The sequence below is a fragment of the Erythrobacter sp. WG genome, from assembly GCF_026586795.1.
Lineage (GTDB): Bacteria > Pseudomonadota > Alphaproteobacteria > Sphingomonadales > Sphingomonadaceae > Erythrobacter.
The window spans coordinates 104433-121481 of sequence record NZ_JAPFGY010000006.1 but is presented as its reverse complement, the minus strand read 5'-3'; the positions used below and the strand labels follow the sequence as shown (position 1 = coordinate 121481).

Annotated in this window: 14 protein-coding genes and 1 tRNA gene; 11 read left to right on the top strand and 4 right to left on the bottom strand. The window is 69.0% G+C overall.

Features of this window, described 5'->3' with window-relative positions; translation table 11 throughout:
* On the bottom strand, nt 1-2035 hold a 2035-nt coding region (locus OPU67_RS05120), incomplete at its 3' end, for a hypothetical protein (RefSeq protein ID WP_267618071.1).
* 235 nt (nt 2036-2270) lie between these two features.
* On the opposite strand from OPU67_RS05120, the gene infA reads away from it, so the two are divergent.
* The 9 genes from infA (at nt 2271) to purQ (ending at nt 9588) form a co-directional block, all read left to right on the top strand.
* Complete coding sequence (infA, locus tag OPU67_RS05115) at nt 2271-2516, top strand: translation initiation factor IF-1 (protein ID WP_007163491.1); 246 nt, start codon at nt 2271-2273, stop codon at nt 2514-2516.
* Nucleotides 2517-2534: 18 nt separating this feature from the next.
* A complete protein-coding gene (locus OPU67_RS05110) occupies nt 2535-3107 on the top strand; it encodes a Maf family protein (protein ID WP_267618051.1) in 573 nt (190 codons plus the stop codon).
* Nucleotides 3108-3262: 155 nt separating this feature from the next.
* Nucleotides 3263-4219, top strand: coding sequence for a ribonuclease (locus OPU67_RS05105; RefSeq protein WP_267618050.1), 957 nt, complete (start codon nt 3263-3265; stop codon nt 4217-4219).
* The gene (gene yacG, locus OPU67_RS05100) at nt 4216-4401 is read left to right on the top strand and encodes a DNA gyrase inhibitor YacG (protein WP_267618048.1); all 186 of its coding nucleotides are present in this window, start codon (nt 4216-4218) and stop codon (nt 4399-4401) included. Before OPU67_RS05105 ends, yacG begins: the two co-directional genes overlap by 4 nt.
* Before the next feature lie 111 nt (nt 4402-4512).
* Nucleotides 4513-4587: transfer RNA gene (locus OPU67_RS05095), tRNA-Phe, on the top strand.
* 23 nt (nt 4588-4610) lie between these two features.
* A complete protein-coding gene (purC, locus tag OPU67_RS05090; RefSeq protein WP_267618046.1) occupies nt 4611-5414 on the top strand; it encodes a phosphoribosylaminoimidazolesuccinocarboxamide synthase in 804 nt (267 codons plus the stop codon).
* Nucleotides 5415-5477: 63 nt separating this feature from the next.
* A complete protein-coding gene (locus tag OPU67_RS05085; RefSeq protein ID WP_267618044.1) occupies nt 5478-8378 on the top strand; it encodes a M16 family metallopeptidase in 2901 nt (966 codons plus the stop codon).
* Between the two features lie 287 nt (nt 8379-8665).
* Nucleotides 8666-8899: a phosphoribosylformylglycinamidine synthase subunit PurS gene (gene purS / locus OPU67_RS05080; RefSeq protein WP_267618043.1), complete on the top strand. Its 234-nt coding sequence runs from the start codon at nt 8666-8668 to the stop codon at nt 8897-8899.
* Nucleotides 8899-9588, top strand: a complete 690-nt coding sequence (purQ, locus tag OPU67_RS05075; RefSeq protein WP_267618041.1) for a phosphoribosylformylglycinamidine synthase subunit PurQ — start codon at nt 8899-8901, stop codon at nt 9586-9588. The genes purS and purQ overlap by 1 nt, the downstream gene beginning before the upstream one ends.
* 10 nt (nt 9589-9598) lie before the next feature.
* Here purQ and OPU67_RS05070 read toward each other — a convergent pair whose 3' ends face one another.
* A complete protein-coding gene (locus OPU67_RS05070; RefSeq protein WP_420708953.1) occupies nt 9599-11953 on the bottom strand; it encodes a putative bifunctional diguanylate cyclase/phosphodiesterase in 2355 nt (784 codons plus the stop codon).
* A gap of 64 nt (nt 11954-12017) precedes the next feature.
* The gene (gene glmS, locus OPU67_RS05065) at nt 12018-13853 is read right to left on the bottom strand and encodes a glutamine--fructose-6-phosphate transaminase (isomerizing) (protein WP_267618038.1); all 1836 of its coding nucleotides are present in this window, start codon (nt 13851-13853) and stop codon (nt 12018-12020) included.
* 232 nt (nt 13854-14085) lie between these two features.
* Between glmS and OPU67_RS05060 the strand changes: the two genes are divergently transcribed.
* Nucleotides 14086-15615 carry a CpaF family protein gene (locus tag OPU67_RS05060; protein WP_267618037.1) on the top strand — a complete coding sequence of 510 codons (1530 nt, stop codon included), beginning with the start codon at nt 14086-14088 and terminating at the stop codon, nt 15613-15615.
* 203 nt (nt 15616-15818) lie between these two features.
* Here OPU67_RS05060 and OPU67_RS05055 read toward each other — a convergent pair whose 3' ends face one another.
* Entirely contained in the window at nt 15819-16058 is a 240-nt protein-coding gene (locus OPU67_RS05055) for a hypothetical protein (protein WP_267618035.1), read from the bottom strand.
* A gap of 65 nt (nt 16059-16123) precedes the next feature.
* On the opposite strand from OPU67_RS05055, the gene OPU67_RS05050 reads away from it, so the two are divergent.
* Nucleotides 16124-17035: a DMT family transporter gene (locus tag OPU67_RS05050; protein ID WP_267618034.1), complete on the top strand. Its 912-nt coding sequence runs from the start codon at nt 16124-16126 to the stop codon at nt 17033-17035.
* Nucleotides 17036-17049: the final 14 nt, after the last annotated feature.

The window sequence follows — 17049 nt, the reverse complement described above, 5'->3', positions numbered from 1 at the left end:
CCACCGCACCACCGCCGCCGCCAGCGCCGCCGAGACGACCGCCGCCGCCACCGCCGCCCGGAGGGCCGCCGAAGCCGCCCGGACCGCCCGCAGGCGCGCCGATGCTGCCGTTGGTCGAGAAGGTGAATTGCAGCCGGTCCGACTTCGTCTTGGCAAAGCTCACCGAACGCCGGTCGATCGCGGTCAGACGGCCGCTGGCGTCGCGCGTGATGCGCCCGGGGAAGGCGGCCTCGATCTCGGGCGTGATCTGCGGGAAGGCGCTCACCACGTTGTCCGAGCGGTTGCGGATGTATTCCACCGTCAGCCGGGTGTTGTCCCAGAACGGCAGTTCCCAGTTGGCCGCAAACTTCCAGTCGCGCTGGGTCTCGGCAGGCAGATCGGGATTGCCGCCAGTGGTGACGTCCGCGAGCACCGTCTCGCCGCGCACGAAATCGAACACCGGCACGTTGAGGTTGACGATCCGCGGTGCGCCGAGAGCGGACAGGCCCGGCGCGACCTCGCGCCAGATATAGGTCGCCGACAGGTCGAGCTTGTCGAAGGGCTTCCACGTCAGCCCCGCGTTCCAGTCGCCGAGCGTGCCGAAGTCGCTGAAACTGTCCGCCCCGGCCTGCAGATTGAGTGTGAAATCGCCGAGCGCATCGGCGAATTCGTCGCGTCGGCTGGTGAGCGGCACCACCAGGTTGACGCCGGTGGACAGGTTGCGCCGGGTAAGGTCGGCCCCGATCGCGGTGCGCGTGTCGGAGCTTTCGATCTTCTGCCAGTCGAGCCGCACGTCGAAGGTCGCAAGGATGTCGCCCGCGGGAAGCGTCGCCACCCGGCCCTGCAAGGTATTGAGGTTCGAGGCGGTGATGGTCCGGCTGCGCGCCACGTCGAAGCCGTTGCCGGTGTCGCCCGGCAGCGGGCCGTTCAGCGCCAGTCGCCCGGCGGCGGCGGCGGTGCGGAACACGTCGAGCTGCTGCGGCGTCAGGCGCCGGTCGATCTCGGTCTCGGTCTCGGCGAGCGAGGCATCGAAGGTGCTCGTCCAGCGGAAGCGGTTGACCGGCTTGTTGATCGATCCCGCCGCGGAGAGCGTGTCGGTCGAGGAGCGCCGCGCGAGCGGGGTCTCGGCCCCGAAGGTGCGCGTGGCGCTCGCCCCGCCCGGCGCGGTCAGCACCACGGTGTTGAGCCCGTCGAGGCTGCGGCTCTCGTCGCGCTGGTAGTTGAGGTTGGCGGACAGCGCCGTGCCGCTGTCGATGAAGGCCTTGGCCCAGGAAACATTGCCCTCGACATTGAAGGTGTCGGGCAGCAGGCTGCGGAAGCGTGCCTGATCGGGGTCACCGGGCACCGTCGCAATCGATCCGGGGGTCTGGCGGATGTTGCGCTCCGCTTCGGAGAGCAGGTTGGTGTCCTGCACCTGGATGTTGGCGTTGATCCGCCCGCCATTGGCGATCTTGAGGAAGCCGAACTGCTGCTCGTTGCGGCTGTAGCCGCCGCGCGAGGGCATCTCGTATTCGAGATCGACCTGGCGGTTGGTGTAATTGTCCTTGAGCACGAGGTTGATGACCCGGCGATCGGGCGGGAAGCCGAAGCGCTGGGCGACTTCCTCGGGGAACACCTCGACCTTGGCGAGGGCTTCGGGCGGATAGTTCTGGAACTCGCGGAAGGAACCGATGCGGATGCCGTTGACGAGGATCACCGGCATCCCGCCGCCGCCGCGCCCGCGCGCCGAGCCGGTGCGCGCGCTGATCTGGGCGATGAGGTCAGCGATCGAGGTCACGCCTTCGGCGGCGATCTGCGTCTCGTCCAGCTGAAGGAGCGGCGCCTGATCGACCACCAGCTGGCCACGGATCCGGCCCGAGCGCACGATGATCTCGTTGCCGCTCGCAACATCGTCCGCGCTGTCGGTCTCGGGTTCACGCACCGGCGCAGGGGTCTCGGGCTGCGGCTGGGCGCTCGCGGCAGGTGCGTTCGCGGCCACCGCCGGGAGTGCGAGCGCGATGCCGATGGCGCAAGTGCCGGCGCGCAGCATCGCGCGGGAAAACGGGGAGAGGTTCATGCGGTCCCTTCAAGGTCAATCGTGGCGGTGCGACGTTGTGCCGCTCCCGATGGGGATATGCCTGCCGCAGCGGGAATCGCTCCCGCCGGGCACGCGCGCGCATCAAGCAAGCTGCGCAAATCCCCGCTTATCCTGCGCCTAACGCACGAGCCTTCCCTTTTGGTTCCCGCATCGCTAAAGCGCGGCCACCAATCGACGGGCGTATTGTGCGCCGCACCACAGACAAAGGGATTTCATGGCCAAGGAAGAACTCCTCGAAATGCGCGGGCGCGTGGTGGAGTTGCTGCCCAATGCGATGTTCCGGGTGGAGCTTGAGAACGGCCATGAAGTGCTCGGCCACACCGCGGGCAAGATGCGCAAGAACCGCATCCGCGTGCTGGTCGGCGACGAGGTGCTGTGCGAGCTCACCCCTTACGACCTCACCAAGGCGCGCATCACCTACCGCTTCATGCCGGGTCGCGGCGGCCCCGGCCCCCAATAAGGCCGGCGGGCCCGCTTCATGGGCGCGCCTCATCTGACCCTGGCATCGGCCTCGCCCCGGCGGCGCGAGCTGCTCGGTCGGCTCGGCCTTGCACCGGACGCCGTCGTCCCGGCCGACATCGACGAATCCCCGCGCAAGGGCGAACTGCCCCGCGCCTATGCACTGCGCATGGGCCGCGAGAAGGCGTTGGCGATAGAGGCACCGGGCTTTGTGCTGGCGGGCGACACGGTGGTCGCGGTCGGCCGCCGCATCCTCCCCAAGACCGAAACCGCCGAAGAGGCGCGCGCCTGCCTCGACCTCTTGAGCGGGCGGCGCCACCAGGTGCTCTCGAGCGTGGTGCTGCGCGCGCCCGACGGGTCCTTGCGCGAGCGGCTCGACGAGACGGTGGTGTCCTTCAAGCGCCTTTCCTCCGAGGAAATCGCCGCCTACCTCGCCGGCGGCGAGTGGCAGGGCAAGGCCGGCGGCTACGCCATCCAGGGCGCGGCCGAAGGGCTGATCGCGTGGATCAGGGGCAGCCATTCGGGCGTGATGGGCCTGCCGCTCTACCACGCGCGCGCGCTGCTCAAGGCGGCGGGATTCAGGGTTGGCTGAGGCGCACAGGCGATCCTCCCCTTCAGGGGAGGGGGACCATCGGCAGGATGGTGGAGGGGCGGTCGCCGCTGATCCGAACTGGGTAACGCGCGGCAGAACGCACCCGCCCCTCCACCAGCTTCGCTGTTCCCCCTCCCCGAGCCGGCGAGGATGATATGACCTGGCTGATCGAGGAAGGCATCGGCGAAACCCGCGCGCTGCTCGTCGAGGGCGACCATGTGCGCGCCGCCAAGGTGTTCTGGCCGGGCGAACTTGCGGCGGGCACCGTCACCACCGGCAAACTCACCGCCAAGCTCAAGGGCACGCGGCGCGGCGTCGCGCTGCTGGGTGACGGCACCGAGGCGCTGGTCGATCACCTGCCGCCGCAGGTCACCGAGGGGCAGAGCCTCGACCTCGTCATCACCCGCGCCGCGCTGGCTGAACGCGGACGGTTCAAGCGCGCGCAGGCACGGGTCGCGGGAGCGGATTCGCCCCTCCCCCTGGCCGCCGTCCCGGAAGGCCGGGTCGTCCGCCGCTTTCCGGCTGGCCTATGGGAGGAGGTGTGGCACGCCGCCTCCTCGGCCAGTCTCGACTTTCCCGGGGGCGAGATCCTCGTCAGCGTCACCCCCGCCATGACCGTCATCGACATCGACGGGGTGGGCACCCCGCGCGAGGTCGCGCTCGCCGCTGTCCCGGCCATCGCCTGCGCGCTGGCGTGGTTCGACCTCGGCGGCAACATCGGCATCGACTTCCCGACGCTCCAGACCAGGGACGATCGCCGCGCGGTCGATGCGGCGCTGGAGGCCGCGCTGGCGGGCTTCCCGCACGAGCGCACCGCGATGAACGGCTTCGGCTTCGTGCAGATCGTCGCGCGTCTCACCGGCCCCTCGCTGCTGCACCGCTTCGCCACCGCCCGCCTCGGCATGGCGGCGCGCATGGCGCTGCGCCGGGCGGAACTGGCGGCGGAGGGGACGGGGCGCGTGCTTCTGCTTTCGGTGCATCCCGCGCTGAAGGCCAAGCTCAAGGATGACTGGCTCTCCCAGCTCGCACGCCGCACGGGCCGCGAAGTGCGGATCGCGACCGATCCCGGACTTGCCATCGAGGCCGCCCATGCCCAGCTTCTCCCCCTATGACGACCTCCTCGAAGCCCTGCCCGATCTGCCGCAAGCCGCGTGTGGCCGAACACCACCCGTTCTGCTCCGAGCGCTGCCGCGACCGCGACCTTGCCCGCTGGTTCTCCGATTCCTACGCCGTGCCCGGGAGGCCGGCCGACCCCGAGGAACTCGCCCGCGAGAACTGGCGCGATCAGGACTGAGCCGGGCCATACAAAAGCCTCTTGCCAAGCCTTTCGGCCTTCGCCATAGGGCCGCTCTCATTTGCTCGCCGGGGCAGCCGAATGGCTTTCTCCCCGTCGCTCGCAGCGAATGCCCGGGTAGCTCAGGGGTAGAGCAGCGGATTGAAAATCCGCGTGTCGGTGGTTCAAATCCGCCCCCGGGCACCATTCGCTGAACAGGGAAACTGACGATGTCCCGCCGCACCAAGCTCTACGAAGGCAAGGCCAAGATCCTCTACGAGGGCCCCGAGCCGGGCACGCTCATCCAGTATTTCAAGGACGATGCGACCGCCTTCAACGCCGAGAAGAAGGGCACCATCAACGGCAAGGGCGTGATCAACAACCGCATTTCCGAGCACGTCTTCACCCGCCTCGCCCACATCGGCATCCCCACCCACTTCATCCGCCGCCTCAACATGCGCGAGCAGCTGATCCGGCAGGTCGAGATCATCCCCTTGGAAGTGGTGGTGCGCAACGTCGCGGCCGGCTCGATCTCCAAGCGCCTCGGCATCGAGGAAGGCGAGCCGCTGCCGCACACGCTGATCGAATACTACTACAAGGACGATGCGCTCGGCGATCCGCTGGTCGCCGAGGAACACATCGCCTGCTTCAATTGGGCGTCGAACGACGAGATGCACGACATCTCCTCGATGGCGATCCGCATCAACGATTTCCTGTGCGGGATGTTCGCCGCGATCGACATCCGTCTGGTCGACTTCAAGCTCGAGTTCGGGCGGCTCTACGACGGCGATTACAGCCGCGTGATCCTCGCCGACGAGATCAGCCCCGACGGCTGCCGGCTGTGGGACATGGCCACCGGCGAAAAGCTCGACAAGGACCGCTTCCGCCGCGACCTCGGCGGCGAGGAGGAGGCCTATCGCGAGGTTGCCCGCCGCCTCGGCCTCTTGGGCGCGGAAGACAACGGGCCGGGCGAGGTCTTCGATCTGTCGCACGCGCGCTCGCGGCTGCGCGGGCCGCCCCCCTTGAAGAAGTAAGGCGCTCGCGAAGTAATCGGCTGACAGGCGCGATTCAGGGCCTAGGGTGCATGGGCTGACCTCATGCCACCAAGACGCGCCCTCCCCTCTCTGCACCCCATCGCCGCCGCGCTCGCGCTGGCGTTCGCGCTGCCCTCGGCGCTTGCCGCGCAGGACCCGCCCCCCGCCGAAGCCGCAGGCGAGGCGCCTGCTTCAGCTCCCTCCCCCCTCTGGGCCTTCGAGGCGAGCGACGTGCCGGTCGATCCCGGCTACACCTTAGGGCACCTTCCCAACGGCCTGCGCTATATCATCCGCCGCAACGCCACCCCTGCGGGCACCGCGCTGGTGCGGATGCGCATCGGCTCTGGCTCGCTCGAGGAGACCGACAGCGAGCGCGGCCTTTCGCACTATCTCGAACACATGGCCTTCAACGGCTCGTCCGGCATTCCGGAAGGCGAAATGGTCAAGTTGCTCGAACGCGAGGGCCTCGCCTTCGGGGCGGACACCAACGCCTCGACCGGCTTCGAGAGCATCACCTACATGCTCAACCTGCCGAGGAACGACGAGGCGCTGCTCGGCACCGCGCTCAAGCTGATGCGCGAGACCGCGAGCGAGCTGACCCTCTCCGAGGACGCAGTCGCGCGCGAACGCGGCGTGATCCTCGCCGAGCGGCGCGACCGGGCGGGCTTCCAGCAGCGCAACCTTGAAGCCAACATCGCCTTTCTCGCCCCTGGCGCCCGCTATGCCGAGCGCCAGCCGATCGGCGCGCTTCGGGTGCTGGAGAACGCCACCGCCGCGCAGCTCCGCGCGCTCTACGCCCGCGCCTACATCCCGGCGAACACCGTGCTGGTGGTGGTCGGCGACCTGCCTGTCGCGGTGGTCGAGGCGGCCATCGCCGCGCGCTTCGCCGATTGGGCCGCAGGTCCCGTGCCGCCCGAGCCGCAGGCAGGGCCCATCGACGTTACCCGCAAGGGGCTGACCGCGATCCACCTCGATCCCGCGCTCGCCGAGAAGGTCACTCTGAGCCGCCTCGCCCCGTGGCGCGACGAGCCCGACACCATCGCCAACCGCCGCCTCGGAAGGCTGCGCGGCATCGGCTATGCCATCGTCAACCGCCGCCTCGCCCGTCTCGCGAGGGGGGCCGATGCGCCGTTCAAGTCGGCGGGCTTCGGCTCGGGTAACATATTCGAGGCGGCGCGGATCACCAGCCTCACCGTCAGCACCGAGGACGGCGGATGGCGCAAGGGCGTGACCGCTGCGGTGCACGAGGTCAATCAGGCACTCGCCCACGGCTTCACCCGCGCCGAGGTCGACGAGCAGCTCGCCAATATCCGCACCGGCCTCGAGAACGGCGTCAAGGCGGCCGACACGCGCAACAATGCCGCCTTCGTCAGTGCGGCGCTGGCGCTGGTCGCCGACGAGCGCGTGCCGACGACGCCGGAATGGCAGCTCGCGCAGTTCGAGGCGATGCTCCCGGAGATCACTCCGGAGGCGGTCTGGCAGGCCATGCTGGCCGACGCGGCGCCGTTCGCCGAGCCGCTGATCCGCTTCGAAGGCCGCGCCGCGCCCGAGGGCGGCGAAGCGGCCCTGCGCGCCGCCTTCGAGGAAGGCATGGCCCTGCCCGTCGCCGCGCCTGCCGAGGCGGGGGTGACGGCCTTCGGCTACAGCGACTTCGGTCCGGCCGGCACGGTGGTCTCCGACACGCGCGAGCCGCGGCTCGGCTTCCGGCTGATCCGCTTCGCCAACGGCGTGCGCCTGACGCTCAAGACCACCGACGTGCGCAAGGACCGGATCGCCTTCGCGCTCGCGGTCGACGGCGGCGACCTGATGAACACGCCCGAGGCACCGCTGGCGACGACATTGGCGGATTCGCTCGCCGCCGGCGGGCTCGGCAAGCACAGCCAGGACGATCTCGCCAGCGTGCTCGCCGGGCGCAGCGTCAGCTTTTCGCTGGCGAGCGGCGCCGATGCCTTCACTGCCGCCGCGATCACCACCCCGCGTGATCTGGCGCTGCAGATGCAGGTGCTCGCCGCCACCCTGACCGATCCCGGCTACCGGCCCGAGGGGGTCGAACGCTACCGCCGGGGGATCGCCAACTACTTCGCCACGCTCGATGCCACCCCCGCCCGCGCGCTGGGCGCGGCAAGCGGGGCGATCCTCTCGGGCGGCGACCCGCGCTTCAGCCTGCAACCCAGGGAAGCCTACATGGCGCTCGACTTCGCCGGGCTCGCCGCGACGATCGGCGACCGGCTCGCCCATGGCGCGATCGAACTCGCGCTGGTCGGCGACCTCGACGAGGACGCGGCCATCGCCGCCGTCGCCGCGACGCTCGGCGCGCTGCCGCCGCGCGAGCCCGCCTTCCTCCCACGCACCGCAAACCGCACCCGCAGCTTCACCGCCGCGCGCGGCGAGCACGTTCTCACCCACCGGGGGGAGCGCGATCAGGCGCTGCTGCAATGGGTCTGGCCGACTACCGACGACCGCGACCTTGCCGAAGCGCAGCGGCTCGACCTCCTTGCCCGGATCGTGCGGATCGAACTCACCGACCGGCTGCGCGAGAAGCTCGGGCAGGCCTATTCGCCCTCGGCGGGATCGAGCCTCAGCCATTACTATCCGGGCTACGGAACCTTCGCGATCAGCGCCGCCGTCGCCGCCGACAAGGTGGAGGATGTCAGGGCCGCCGTCGCCGCGCTGGTCGCCGATCTTGCCGCAGCGCCGCTCGATGCCGACGTCATCGACCGCGCGCGCAAGCCCTGGGTGGAGGAATACAACAAGGCTCTCAAGGACCTCAACGGCTGGCTGGGCCTTGCGGCGCGCGCACAGAGCGAGCCCGAGCGCCTCGACCGCTTCCTCGCAGTCCCGCAGGTCATGGCGGCGATCACCCCGGAGGACATCCGCCGCACCGCGCAGGCCTATCTGAAGCCCGGCAGCGCCGTCACGTTCCTCGTGCTTCCGGCACAGGCGGACGCCCCCGCCGCACCATAGAAGAAGGGCCGGCAGGTCGCCTCCTGCCGGCCCTTCGGTGAAGATGGCTGCACCCCCTCATGGCGGTGCAACGCCGATTCCGTTCCTAGCGCCGAACATTGCGGCGATCACGCGCCGATCGGTCACGAGCGGCCCAATCCTGTTGAAATCCGCGCGCCCGGCGAGGCGACGCAGGCGGGCGCAAGCGGCAGATCGGCGATTGCGCCCGCGCCGCCGGACGCTATAGCGGCAGCGCGGCGCCGCCACCCCCCCGGGCGCCGCGTAAGGCCATCAGGGAGCTGTCTGCCATGCAAGTGCGCGTCCTCGTCCGGTTGAAGCCCGGCGTGCTCGATCCGCAGGGCCGCGCGGTGCATCACGCGCTCGAAGGCCTCGGCTTTACGGGGGTCGAGGATGTCCGGGTCGGCCGCCTGATCGAGCTCGACCTTGCCGACGGCACCGACGAAGCGACGATCCGGCAGATGTGCGAGAAGCTGCTCGCCAACACCGTGATCGAGAACTTCCAGATCGAGAGCATCGGGTGATGGCGTTCCGGGCGGCGGTTATCACCTTCCCCGGCTCCAACTGCGACCGGGACATGGCATCCGCGCTCGAGGCGGTCTCGGGCGTCCCCGCGATTCGCGTCTGGCACGCCGATGCCGAACTGCCGGAGCGGCTCGACCTCATCGCCCTGCCGGGCGGCTTTTCCTATGGCGATTACCTGCGTTCGGGCGCGATGGCGGCGACCAGTCCGATCATGCGCGCGGTCGTCGCGGCCTCGCATCGCGGCGTGCCGGTGCTCGGCGTGTGCAACGGCTTTCAGGTACTCACCGAAGCCCGGCTGCTTCCCGGCGCGCTGCTGCGCAATGCCGGGCAGCGCTTCGTGTGCCGCACCGTGCCGCTGACGGTGGAGAATGCCGCCTCGCCCTTCACCGCAGGCTACACGGCGGGGGAGACGATCCGCATCCCCGTCGCCCATCATGACGGCAATTACTTCGCCGATGCCGAGACGCTCGACCGGCTCGAAGGCGAAGGCCGCGTGGCGTTCCGCTACGCCGACAGCTGCAACGGCTCGGCCCGCGATATCGCCGGGGTGCTCTCGGAGAACGGCCGGGTGCTCGGCATGATGCCCCACCCCGAACGCGCGATCGAACCGGCCAGCGTCCCCGCCCTCGGCGGGGCGGACGGGCGGCGGCTGTTCGAAGGGCTGCTAGCGAGCTTCGCGAGCGCCTGACGCGGCGGTTTCAGGCGCGGCGGATGTCCGGCATCCGGAACAGCGAGAGCGCATCGCTCGCGGTCATCGGCCGCCCGAAGTAATAGCCCTGGATCTTGTCGCAGCCGAGGTTGCGGATCAGCTCGGCCTCCTCGGCGGTCTCCACCCCTTCGGCGGTGGTCGTCATCTGCAGGCTCTTGGCCATCGCCACCACCGCGTTGATGATCGCGAGGCTTTCCGCGCTGCCCTGCGCCGCGCCCTGCACGAAGGTGCGGTCGACCTTGATGGTCGAGAACTTCAGTTTCCTGAGGTAGCCGAGCGAGGAATAACCAGTCCCGAAGTCGTCGAGCGCGATCGAGCAGCCCAGCGCCATGGCCTGCTCGAGCGCGGCGCGGGCGATGCTCGCGTCGCGCAGGAAGATGCTCTCGGTCACCTCGATCTCGAGCCTCTCGGGCCTCAGGCCGCTTGCGGCGAGCGCCTGCACCACCTCCTGGTGGAAGCCGGGCTCGAGAAGCTGCTCGGGCGAGACGTTGACGTTGACCTTGACGTGATCGGGCCAGTGGCGGGCCTCCTCGCAGGCCTTGCGCATCACCCATTGGCCGATCGGCACGATGAGGCGCGTGTCTTCGGCGAGCGGGATGAACTTGCCGGGGCTGACGAAGCCGTGCTCCGCGCTGTTCCACCGGACCAGCGCCTCGAAGCTGACGACGCTTTCGCTGCGCGCGTCGACGACGGGCTGATAGTGCAGCACCATCTCGTCACGCCCCAGCGCCTTGCGCAGCGCGACCTCGAGCTGGCGGCGTTCCTCGGCGGACGCATGGAGCACCGGCTCGAAACGGCAATGCTCGCCGCCGCCCGCATCCTTTGCGCGGTAAAGCGCAAGGTCCGCGTTGCGCATCATCTCCTCGACCGTGGCGCCATCGCGCGGACCTTCGGCCGAGCCGACGCTGGCGCCGACATAGAGCGTGTGGTTGTCGACCTGATAGGGCTCGGAGAGGCGATGGATCACCCGCCGGGCGAGGTCGTGGACCATGCCCGAGGAGGTCGCCTCGCGGATGACGATGGCGAATTCGTCGCCGCCCAGGCGCCCGCACAGCTGGTGTTCGCCCATCAGCGCCTGGAGCCGGGCGGACACCTGCGCGAGCAGCTTGTCGCCGGTCATGTGCCCGAGCGAATCGTTCACCGCCTTGAAGCGGTCGAGATCGACCATCAGCAGCGCGCAGCGCGTGCGCCACTGCTGGGAATAGCGCAGCGCCTCGCCCAGCGCCTCGGTCAGCTGCAAGCGGTTGGGCAGCTGGGTGAGCGTGTCGTAGCGCGCCAGATAGGCGATCTTTTCCGAGGACTTGCGCTGTTCGGTCACGTCCGAGCCGACCCCGCGGAAGCCGGTGAAGCGGCCTTGCTCGTCGCGCATCGGGGTGCCGGAAAGCTCCCACCAGCGCTCTTCGCCCGTGATCGAGACCTCGACCAGCATGTTGGAAAAGTTCTCGCGGTTTTTCAGCTTTTCGGCGAGCTCGTGGAGGCTCGGCGGGAACTGCCCGCTCTCCCAGCTGCGCCCGGCGATCATTTCCAGAAGCGGCCGGCCTTCGACATCGGTTTGCGAGCGGCCGAGCGCGAAGGCGAAGCGCGGGCTGACCGCGCGCAGCTTGCGGGCCGGATCGATCTCCCACAGCCAGTCCGCCTCGTTCTCCTCAAACTCGCGCAGCAGCAGCGATACGACCGAATCCTTCTCCGCCACCGCTGCTTCGGCAAGCCGCGCCTTGATGAAGATGGCGCGCACCTCGATCGTGCCGACGAGGCAGGCGATCAGGAACAGCACCGCCCCGCCCGCCGCCAGCCACTGGCCCGCAAGGACCAGGCTCAGCACCGCACCAGAGCCGAGGATCGCGTTGTAGACGAGGATACTGAGCGGCGAGGTCGAGAAGACGAAGGTCGAGGCGACCATCAGCGAGAAGACAACCAGTAGCAGCGCGACGAGCTGCGCGCCGCCCGTCAGCCACGGGAACAGCAGCAGCGCCGCCACCCAGCCGAGCGCGCTCGCCGCGGCATCGCGCCGCTGGTCCTTCTCGAGCATGGCCGGCGCGGTGCTGAAGGACGGGTCGGTGAGCTTGCGATCGGTCTGGTGCGTGCGCCACTGGACATAGGCCATGAACGCGGCCCACGGCAGCACCGGCAGGAACCCGGTAAGCGGGCCGAATATGGCCCCCACCGCGACGATGACCAGCGCATTGGCGAGCGTCCGGTTGCGGCTGGCCAGCGCCAGCTCCCCGAATTCGTCCTTGCGCAGCCGCATCGGATCGATGGCAGCACCGCGCGACAGGCCAAGCACGTCGGCGATCGACAGCGTGGCCGGGAGGCTCGCGGGCTGGGGTTGATGCTTTCTGGCCACGCGCCGCATTTAGCGCCGAATGGTTAGAGCCCGGTAAAGGTCTGGCGAGACTGTACGGCGCGTTCTATTCCACGGTGACAGATTTGGCGAGATTGCGCGGCTGGTCGACGTCGGTGCCCTTCACCACGGCGACGTGATAGGCCAGCAATTGCACCGGCACGGCATAGACCAGCGGCACGATCAGCGGGTGGACCACCGGCATTTCGATGGTGGCGATGCAACCCTCGCCCGCCGCAGCGATCCCGGCCGCATCCGAGATCAGCACCACCTGCCCGCCGCGCGCGCGCACCTCCTCCATGTTGGAGACGGTCTTCTCGAACAGCGGTCCGGACGGGGCGATGACGACCACCGGCACGGCATCGTCGATCAGCGCGATGGGCCCGTGCTTCATCTCGCCCGCGGCATAGCCCTCGGCATGGATATAGCTGATTTCCTTGAGCTTCAATGCCCCTTCCAGGGCGAGCGGATAATCCTGCCCGCGCCCCAGGTAGAGTACGTCGCGCGCCGGGGCGACGAGGTGCGCCATCGCGGCAATATCCTCGTCATGCGCAAGCGCGGCGTTGAGCGCGGCGGGCGCCTCCAGCAGGTGGCGCACGATCTCTGCCTCCTGATCGCGCGTGAGGCGGCCTTTCTTCACCGCCATGTGCGCGGCGAGCGCTGCGAGCACGGCGAGCTGGCAGGTGAAGGCCTTGGTCGACGCGACGCCGATTTCCGGGCCCGCATGGGTGGGCAGCAGCAGGTCGGCCTCGCGCGCCATGGTGCTGGTCGGCACGTTGACGACCACGCCGATGGTCTGGCCGTTGGCCTTGCAGTGCCGGAGCGCCGCCAAGGTGTCCGCCGTCTCGCCGCTCTGCGAGATGAACAGAGCGAGGCCGCCTTCCTCGAGCACCGGATCGCGGTAGCGGAACTCGGACGCCACATCGATATCGACCGGCACGCGGGCGAACTGTTCGAACCAGTATTTCGCGACCATCCCCGCGTAGAAGGAGGTGCCGCAGGCGACGATCGTCAGGCGGCGCACCGCCGACAGGTCGACATCGATCTGCGGCAGCGCAACCGAATTGTCAGAGCGCCTGAGGTAGGAGGCGAGCGTCTGCGCCACCACGGTCGGCTGCTCGTAGATCTCCTTCTGCATGAAGTGGCGGTAATTGCCCTTCTCGACCGCTGCGGCCGAGGCACCGGAAATGCGGATCTCGCGGGTGACGGCCGCGCCCGAGGCATCGAAGATCTGCGCCTCGTCGCGGCGGATCACCACCCAGTCGCCCTCTTCAAGGTAGGCGATGCGCTGGGTAAGCGGGGCGAGCGCGAGCGCATCGGAGCCGAGGTACATCTCCGCCTCCTCGCCTTGCGGCCCGTATCCCACCACCAGCGGCGAGCCGAGGCGCGCGCCGATGAGAAGTTCGGGATGGGCGCGGAAGGCGATGGCGAGCGCGAAGGCGCCGCGCAGCCGCGGCAGCACGGCCCGCACCGCCGTTTCCGGGTCGGCGCCGTTCTCGACCTCCTGCGAGATCAGGTGCGCGACAACCTCGCTGTCGGTCTCGCTCTCGAAGGTGCGGCCCTTGGCGGCGAGCTCGGCGCGCAGTTCCTTGAAGTTCTCGATGATCCCGTTGTGGACGATCGCGACCTCGCCGGTCGCGTGCGGGTGGGCGTTGGCGGCGGTCGGCGCGCCGTGGGTCGCCCAGCGGGTGTGGGCGATCCCGACGGTGCCGGGCGCCGGATCGGCGGCGAGGACGTTCACCAGGTTGGCGAGCCGTCCTTCCGCCCGGCGCCGCACCAGCGCGCCTTCATCGAGGGTGCAGATGCCCGCGCTGTCATAGCCGCGATATTCCATGCGCTTCAGCCCGTCGACGAGCCGGTCGGCGACCGCCGCTTTGCCCACGATCCCGATGATCCCGCACATCCGATGATTACCCCTTCGCCTTGTTGCTCTCCCTCTAGCCGCACCCTGCCGCACGGCAAGCCCCCGCAGGGGCGCGGCGGGCAGTTTCCGGCCGCTGCCGGACCCCGCCGGTCAAGGTTTAGGAAAAAACAACCATTCGCTTCTATTCACCATTTTTCGAGACGCACTGTTCGCTTCCCATCGTGCGAAGTGCGCTGCTGGAATGATGGATTGAGAGCCTCGGGGGCTGGGAATGAGCGCATTCGGCAAGAAGGGCAATGCAGGCGGAATGAAGCCGGGCGCGAGGCCCGCCTTCGGCGTCGCGCGGCCCATGAAGGGTCCGGGCGCACCGCTGCGCGGCGGCGAGCAATTCCCGCCGATCCCGGGCGAGCCGGCTGCGGCCCGGCCCGCGCCCGCACCAACGCCGTCGGCATCCCGCCCCGCGACGACCTCGGAGGCGATCGACCGCCTCAACGAGCGCATGGCCGCGGTCAACGAGGCCAATTCCGAAGTCGGCGGATTTGAAGCGAGCGTCCACAAGATCAAGGAACAGGTGCTCCCGCGCCTGCTCGAGCGTGTCGATCCCGAAGCGGCGGCGACGCTGTCAAAGGAGGAGCTCTCCGAGGAGTTCCGCCCGATCATCATGGAGGTGCTGGCCGAGCTCAAGGTCACGCTCAACCGGCGCGAGCAGTTCGCGCTGGAAAAGGTGCTGATCGACGAGCTGCTCGGTTTCGGCCCCCTGGAAGAGCTGCTCAACGATCCGGACGTGTCCGACATCATGGTCAACGGCCCGGACCAGACCTACATCGAAAAGAAGGGTAAGCTGCAGCTCGCCCCGATCCGCTTCCGCGACGAGCAGCACCTGTTCCAGATCGCCCAGCGCATCGTCAACCAGGTCGGCCGCCGCGTCGACCAGACCACGCCGCTGGCGGACGCCCGCCTGAAGGACGGCTCGCGTGTGAACGTGATCGTGCCCCCGCTGTCGCTGCGCGGCACCGCGATCTCGATTCGTAAGTTTTCCGAGAAGCCGATCACCATCGACATGCTGCGCGACTTTGGGTCGATGTCGGACAAGATGGCGACCGCGCTGAAGATTGCGGGCGCGTGCCGCATGAACATCGTCATCTCGGGCGGTACGGGTTCGGGTAAGACGACCATGCTCAACGCCCTCTCGAAGATGATCGACCCGGGCGAGCGCGTGCTGACCATCGAGGACGCGGCGGAACTCCGCCTGCAGCAGCCGCACTGGCTGCCATTGGAAACCCGCCCGCCGAACCTCGAAGGCCAGGGCGCGATCACCATCGGCGACCTCGTGAAGAACGCGCTGCGTATGCGCCCGGACCGCATCATCCTCGGGGAAATTCGCGGCGCGGAGTGTTTCGACCTCCTCGCGGCGATGAACACCGGTCACGACGGTTCGATGTGCACGCTCCACGCCAACAGCCCGCGCGAGTGCCTTGGCCGTATGGAAAACATGATCCTGATGGGCGACATCAAGATCCCCAAGGAAGCCATCAGCCGCCAGATCGCCGAATCCGTCGACCTGATCGTGCAGGTCAAGCGTCTGCGCGACGGTTCGCGCCGCACCACCAACATCACCGAGGTGATCGGGATGGAAGGCGACGTGATCGTGACGCAGGAGCTGTTCAAGTTCGAATATCTCGACGAGACCGACGACGGGAAGATCCTCGGCGAGTTCCGCTCGTCGGGCCTGCGCCCCTACACGCTCGAAAAGGCGCGGCAATTCGGCTTCGATCAGGCGTATCTTGAAGCCTGCCTGTAAGGCAGGCGGTTCGGCCTAACCGGCCGGCGGCCGGTCGGCCTTGCGACGCCTTCGGCGCCGTTTTCGAGGCCTGCCTCTAGGAGGCAGGCGCCCTCAGGCGCCGGGCGGCGGACATCCGTCCGCCTCGGCTTTGTTCGCACAAGCTCGGGCGCGCATTTGCGCTTGCGAACCCTTGCGGGTTCGGGTGGGGCTTTGCCGCTCGGTTAGCCCTTGAGCACCACCGGCAGGCTCATCGCCAGGCACCCTGCGCCCATCATCGCGGTGAGCAGGAACAGGCCAGTCCAAGGCACCCAGCCGACCTGTTCGAGCCGGGCGAGATCGCGGCGGCGGCTGCGGCGCCATTCCATCAGCGCGGCGAAGGCGGCGATGGCCCACAGCGCCCCGCCGATCACCGCGACCTGCGCGGCATCGCTCAGCAATTCGTATCGCGCGACGAGATCCATGGCAGGCGCATTTAAGCACCGCCGCGGCTTGCGCAATGCCCCTCCCTCGGCCAAGCGGGCGGGCGATGGATGGCTCGATCGCCCGCCCCCGGCCCCTGCTCGCGCTGTTCGTCCGGCTGCTCGCGGCCTTCGCGCTGGCGACGATGGGGATGCTGGTGAAACTCGCCGGGGAACGCGGCGCGCATCTTATGGAGCTGATCTTCTGGCGCCAGCTGCTGACCGTGGTGCTGCTCGGCGCCGGTCTCGCTTTGACCGGACGGCTCGCCCTGCTAAGGACCCGGCGCCTCCCCGCCCACGCGCGGCGCGCGGCGAGCGGCTTGTTCGGCATGGTCTTCACCTACGGCGCGGTCCTGCTGCTGCCGCTCGCCGAGGCGACCACGCTGGGCTTCACCGCGCCGGTCTTCGCGGTGCTGATCGCGCTCGTGCTGTTCGGCGAGAGGATCGGCCCCTACCGCTGGAGCGCGGTGGCGATGGGCTTTGCCGGGGTGCTGGTGGTGATGCAGCCCTTCGCAGGGCTCCACCCGGGCGTGACGCTTGCCGGGATCGCCGTCGGCCTCGTCGCGCCCTTCATGGTGGCGGTGATCAGCTACCAGCTCCAGGACCTCAACACGACCGAGAACCCGTGGAGCATCGTCTTCTGGTTCGCCGCACTCACCACCCCCGTCGCCGCGCTCGCCCTGCCTTTCGTCGGCGCCGCGCACGATCCGCTGACCTGGGGGCTGGTCCTCGGCATGGGCCTCGTCGGCGCGGCGGCGCAGATGCTGCTCACCACCTCGCTGCGCTTCGGGTCGGCGGCGGTGATCCTGCTGATGGACTACACCAGCCTGCTGTGGGCGAGCTTCTATGGCTATGCGATCTTCGACCGTGCCGCGCCTGCCAGCTTGTGGCTCGGCGCCCCGCTGATCATCGGGGCCGGCGTGCTGATCGCCTGGCGCGAGCGGCAACTCGCCCGGTCCCGGGTGCATTCCGCCGAATAGCATGGACCTTGTGC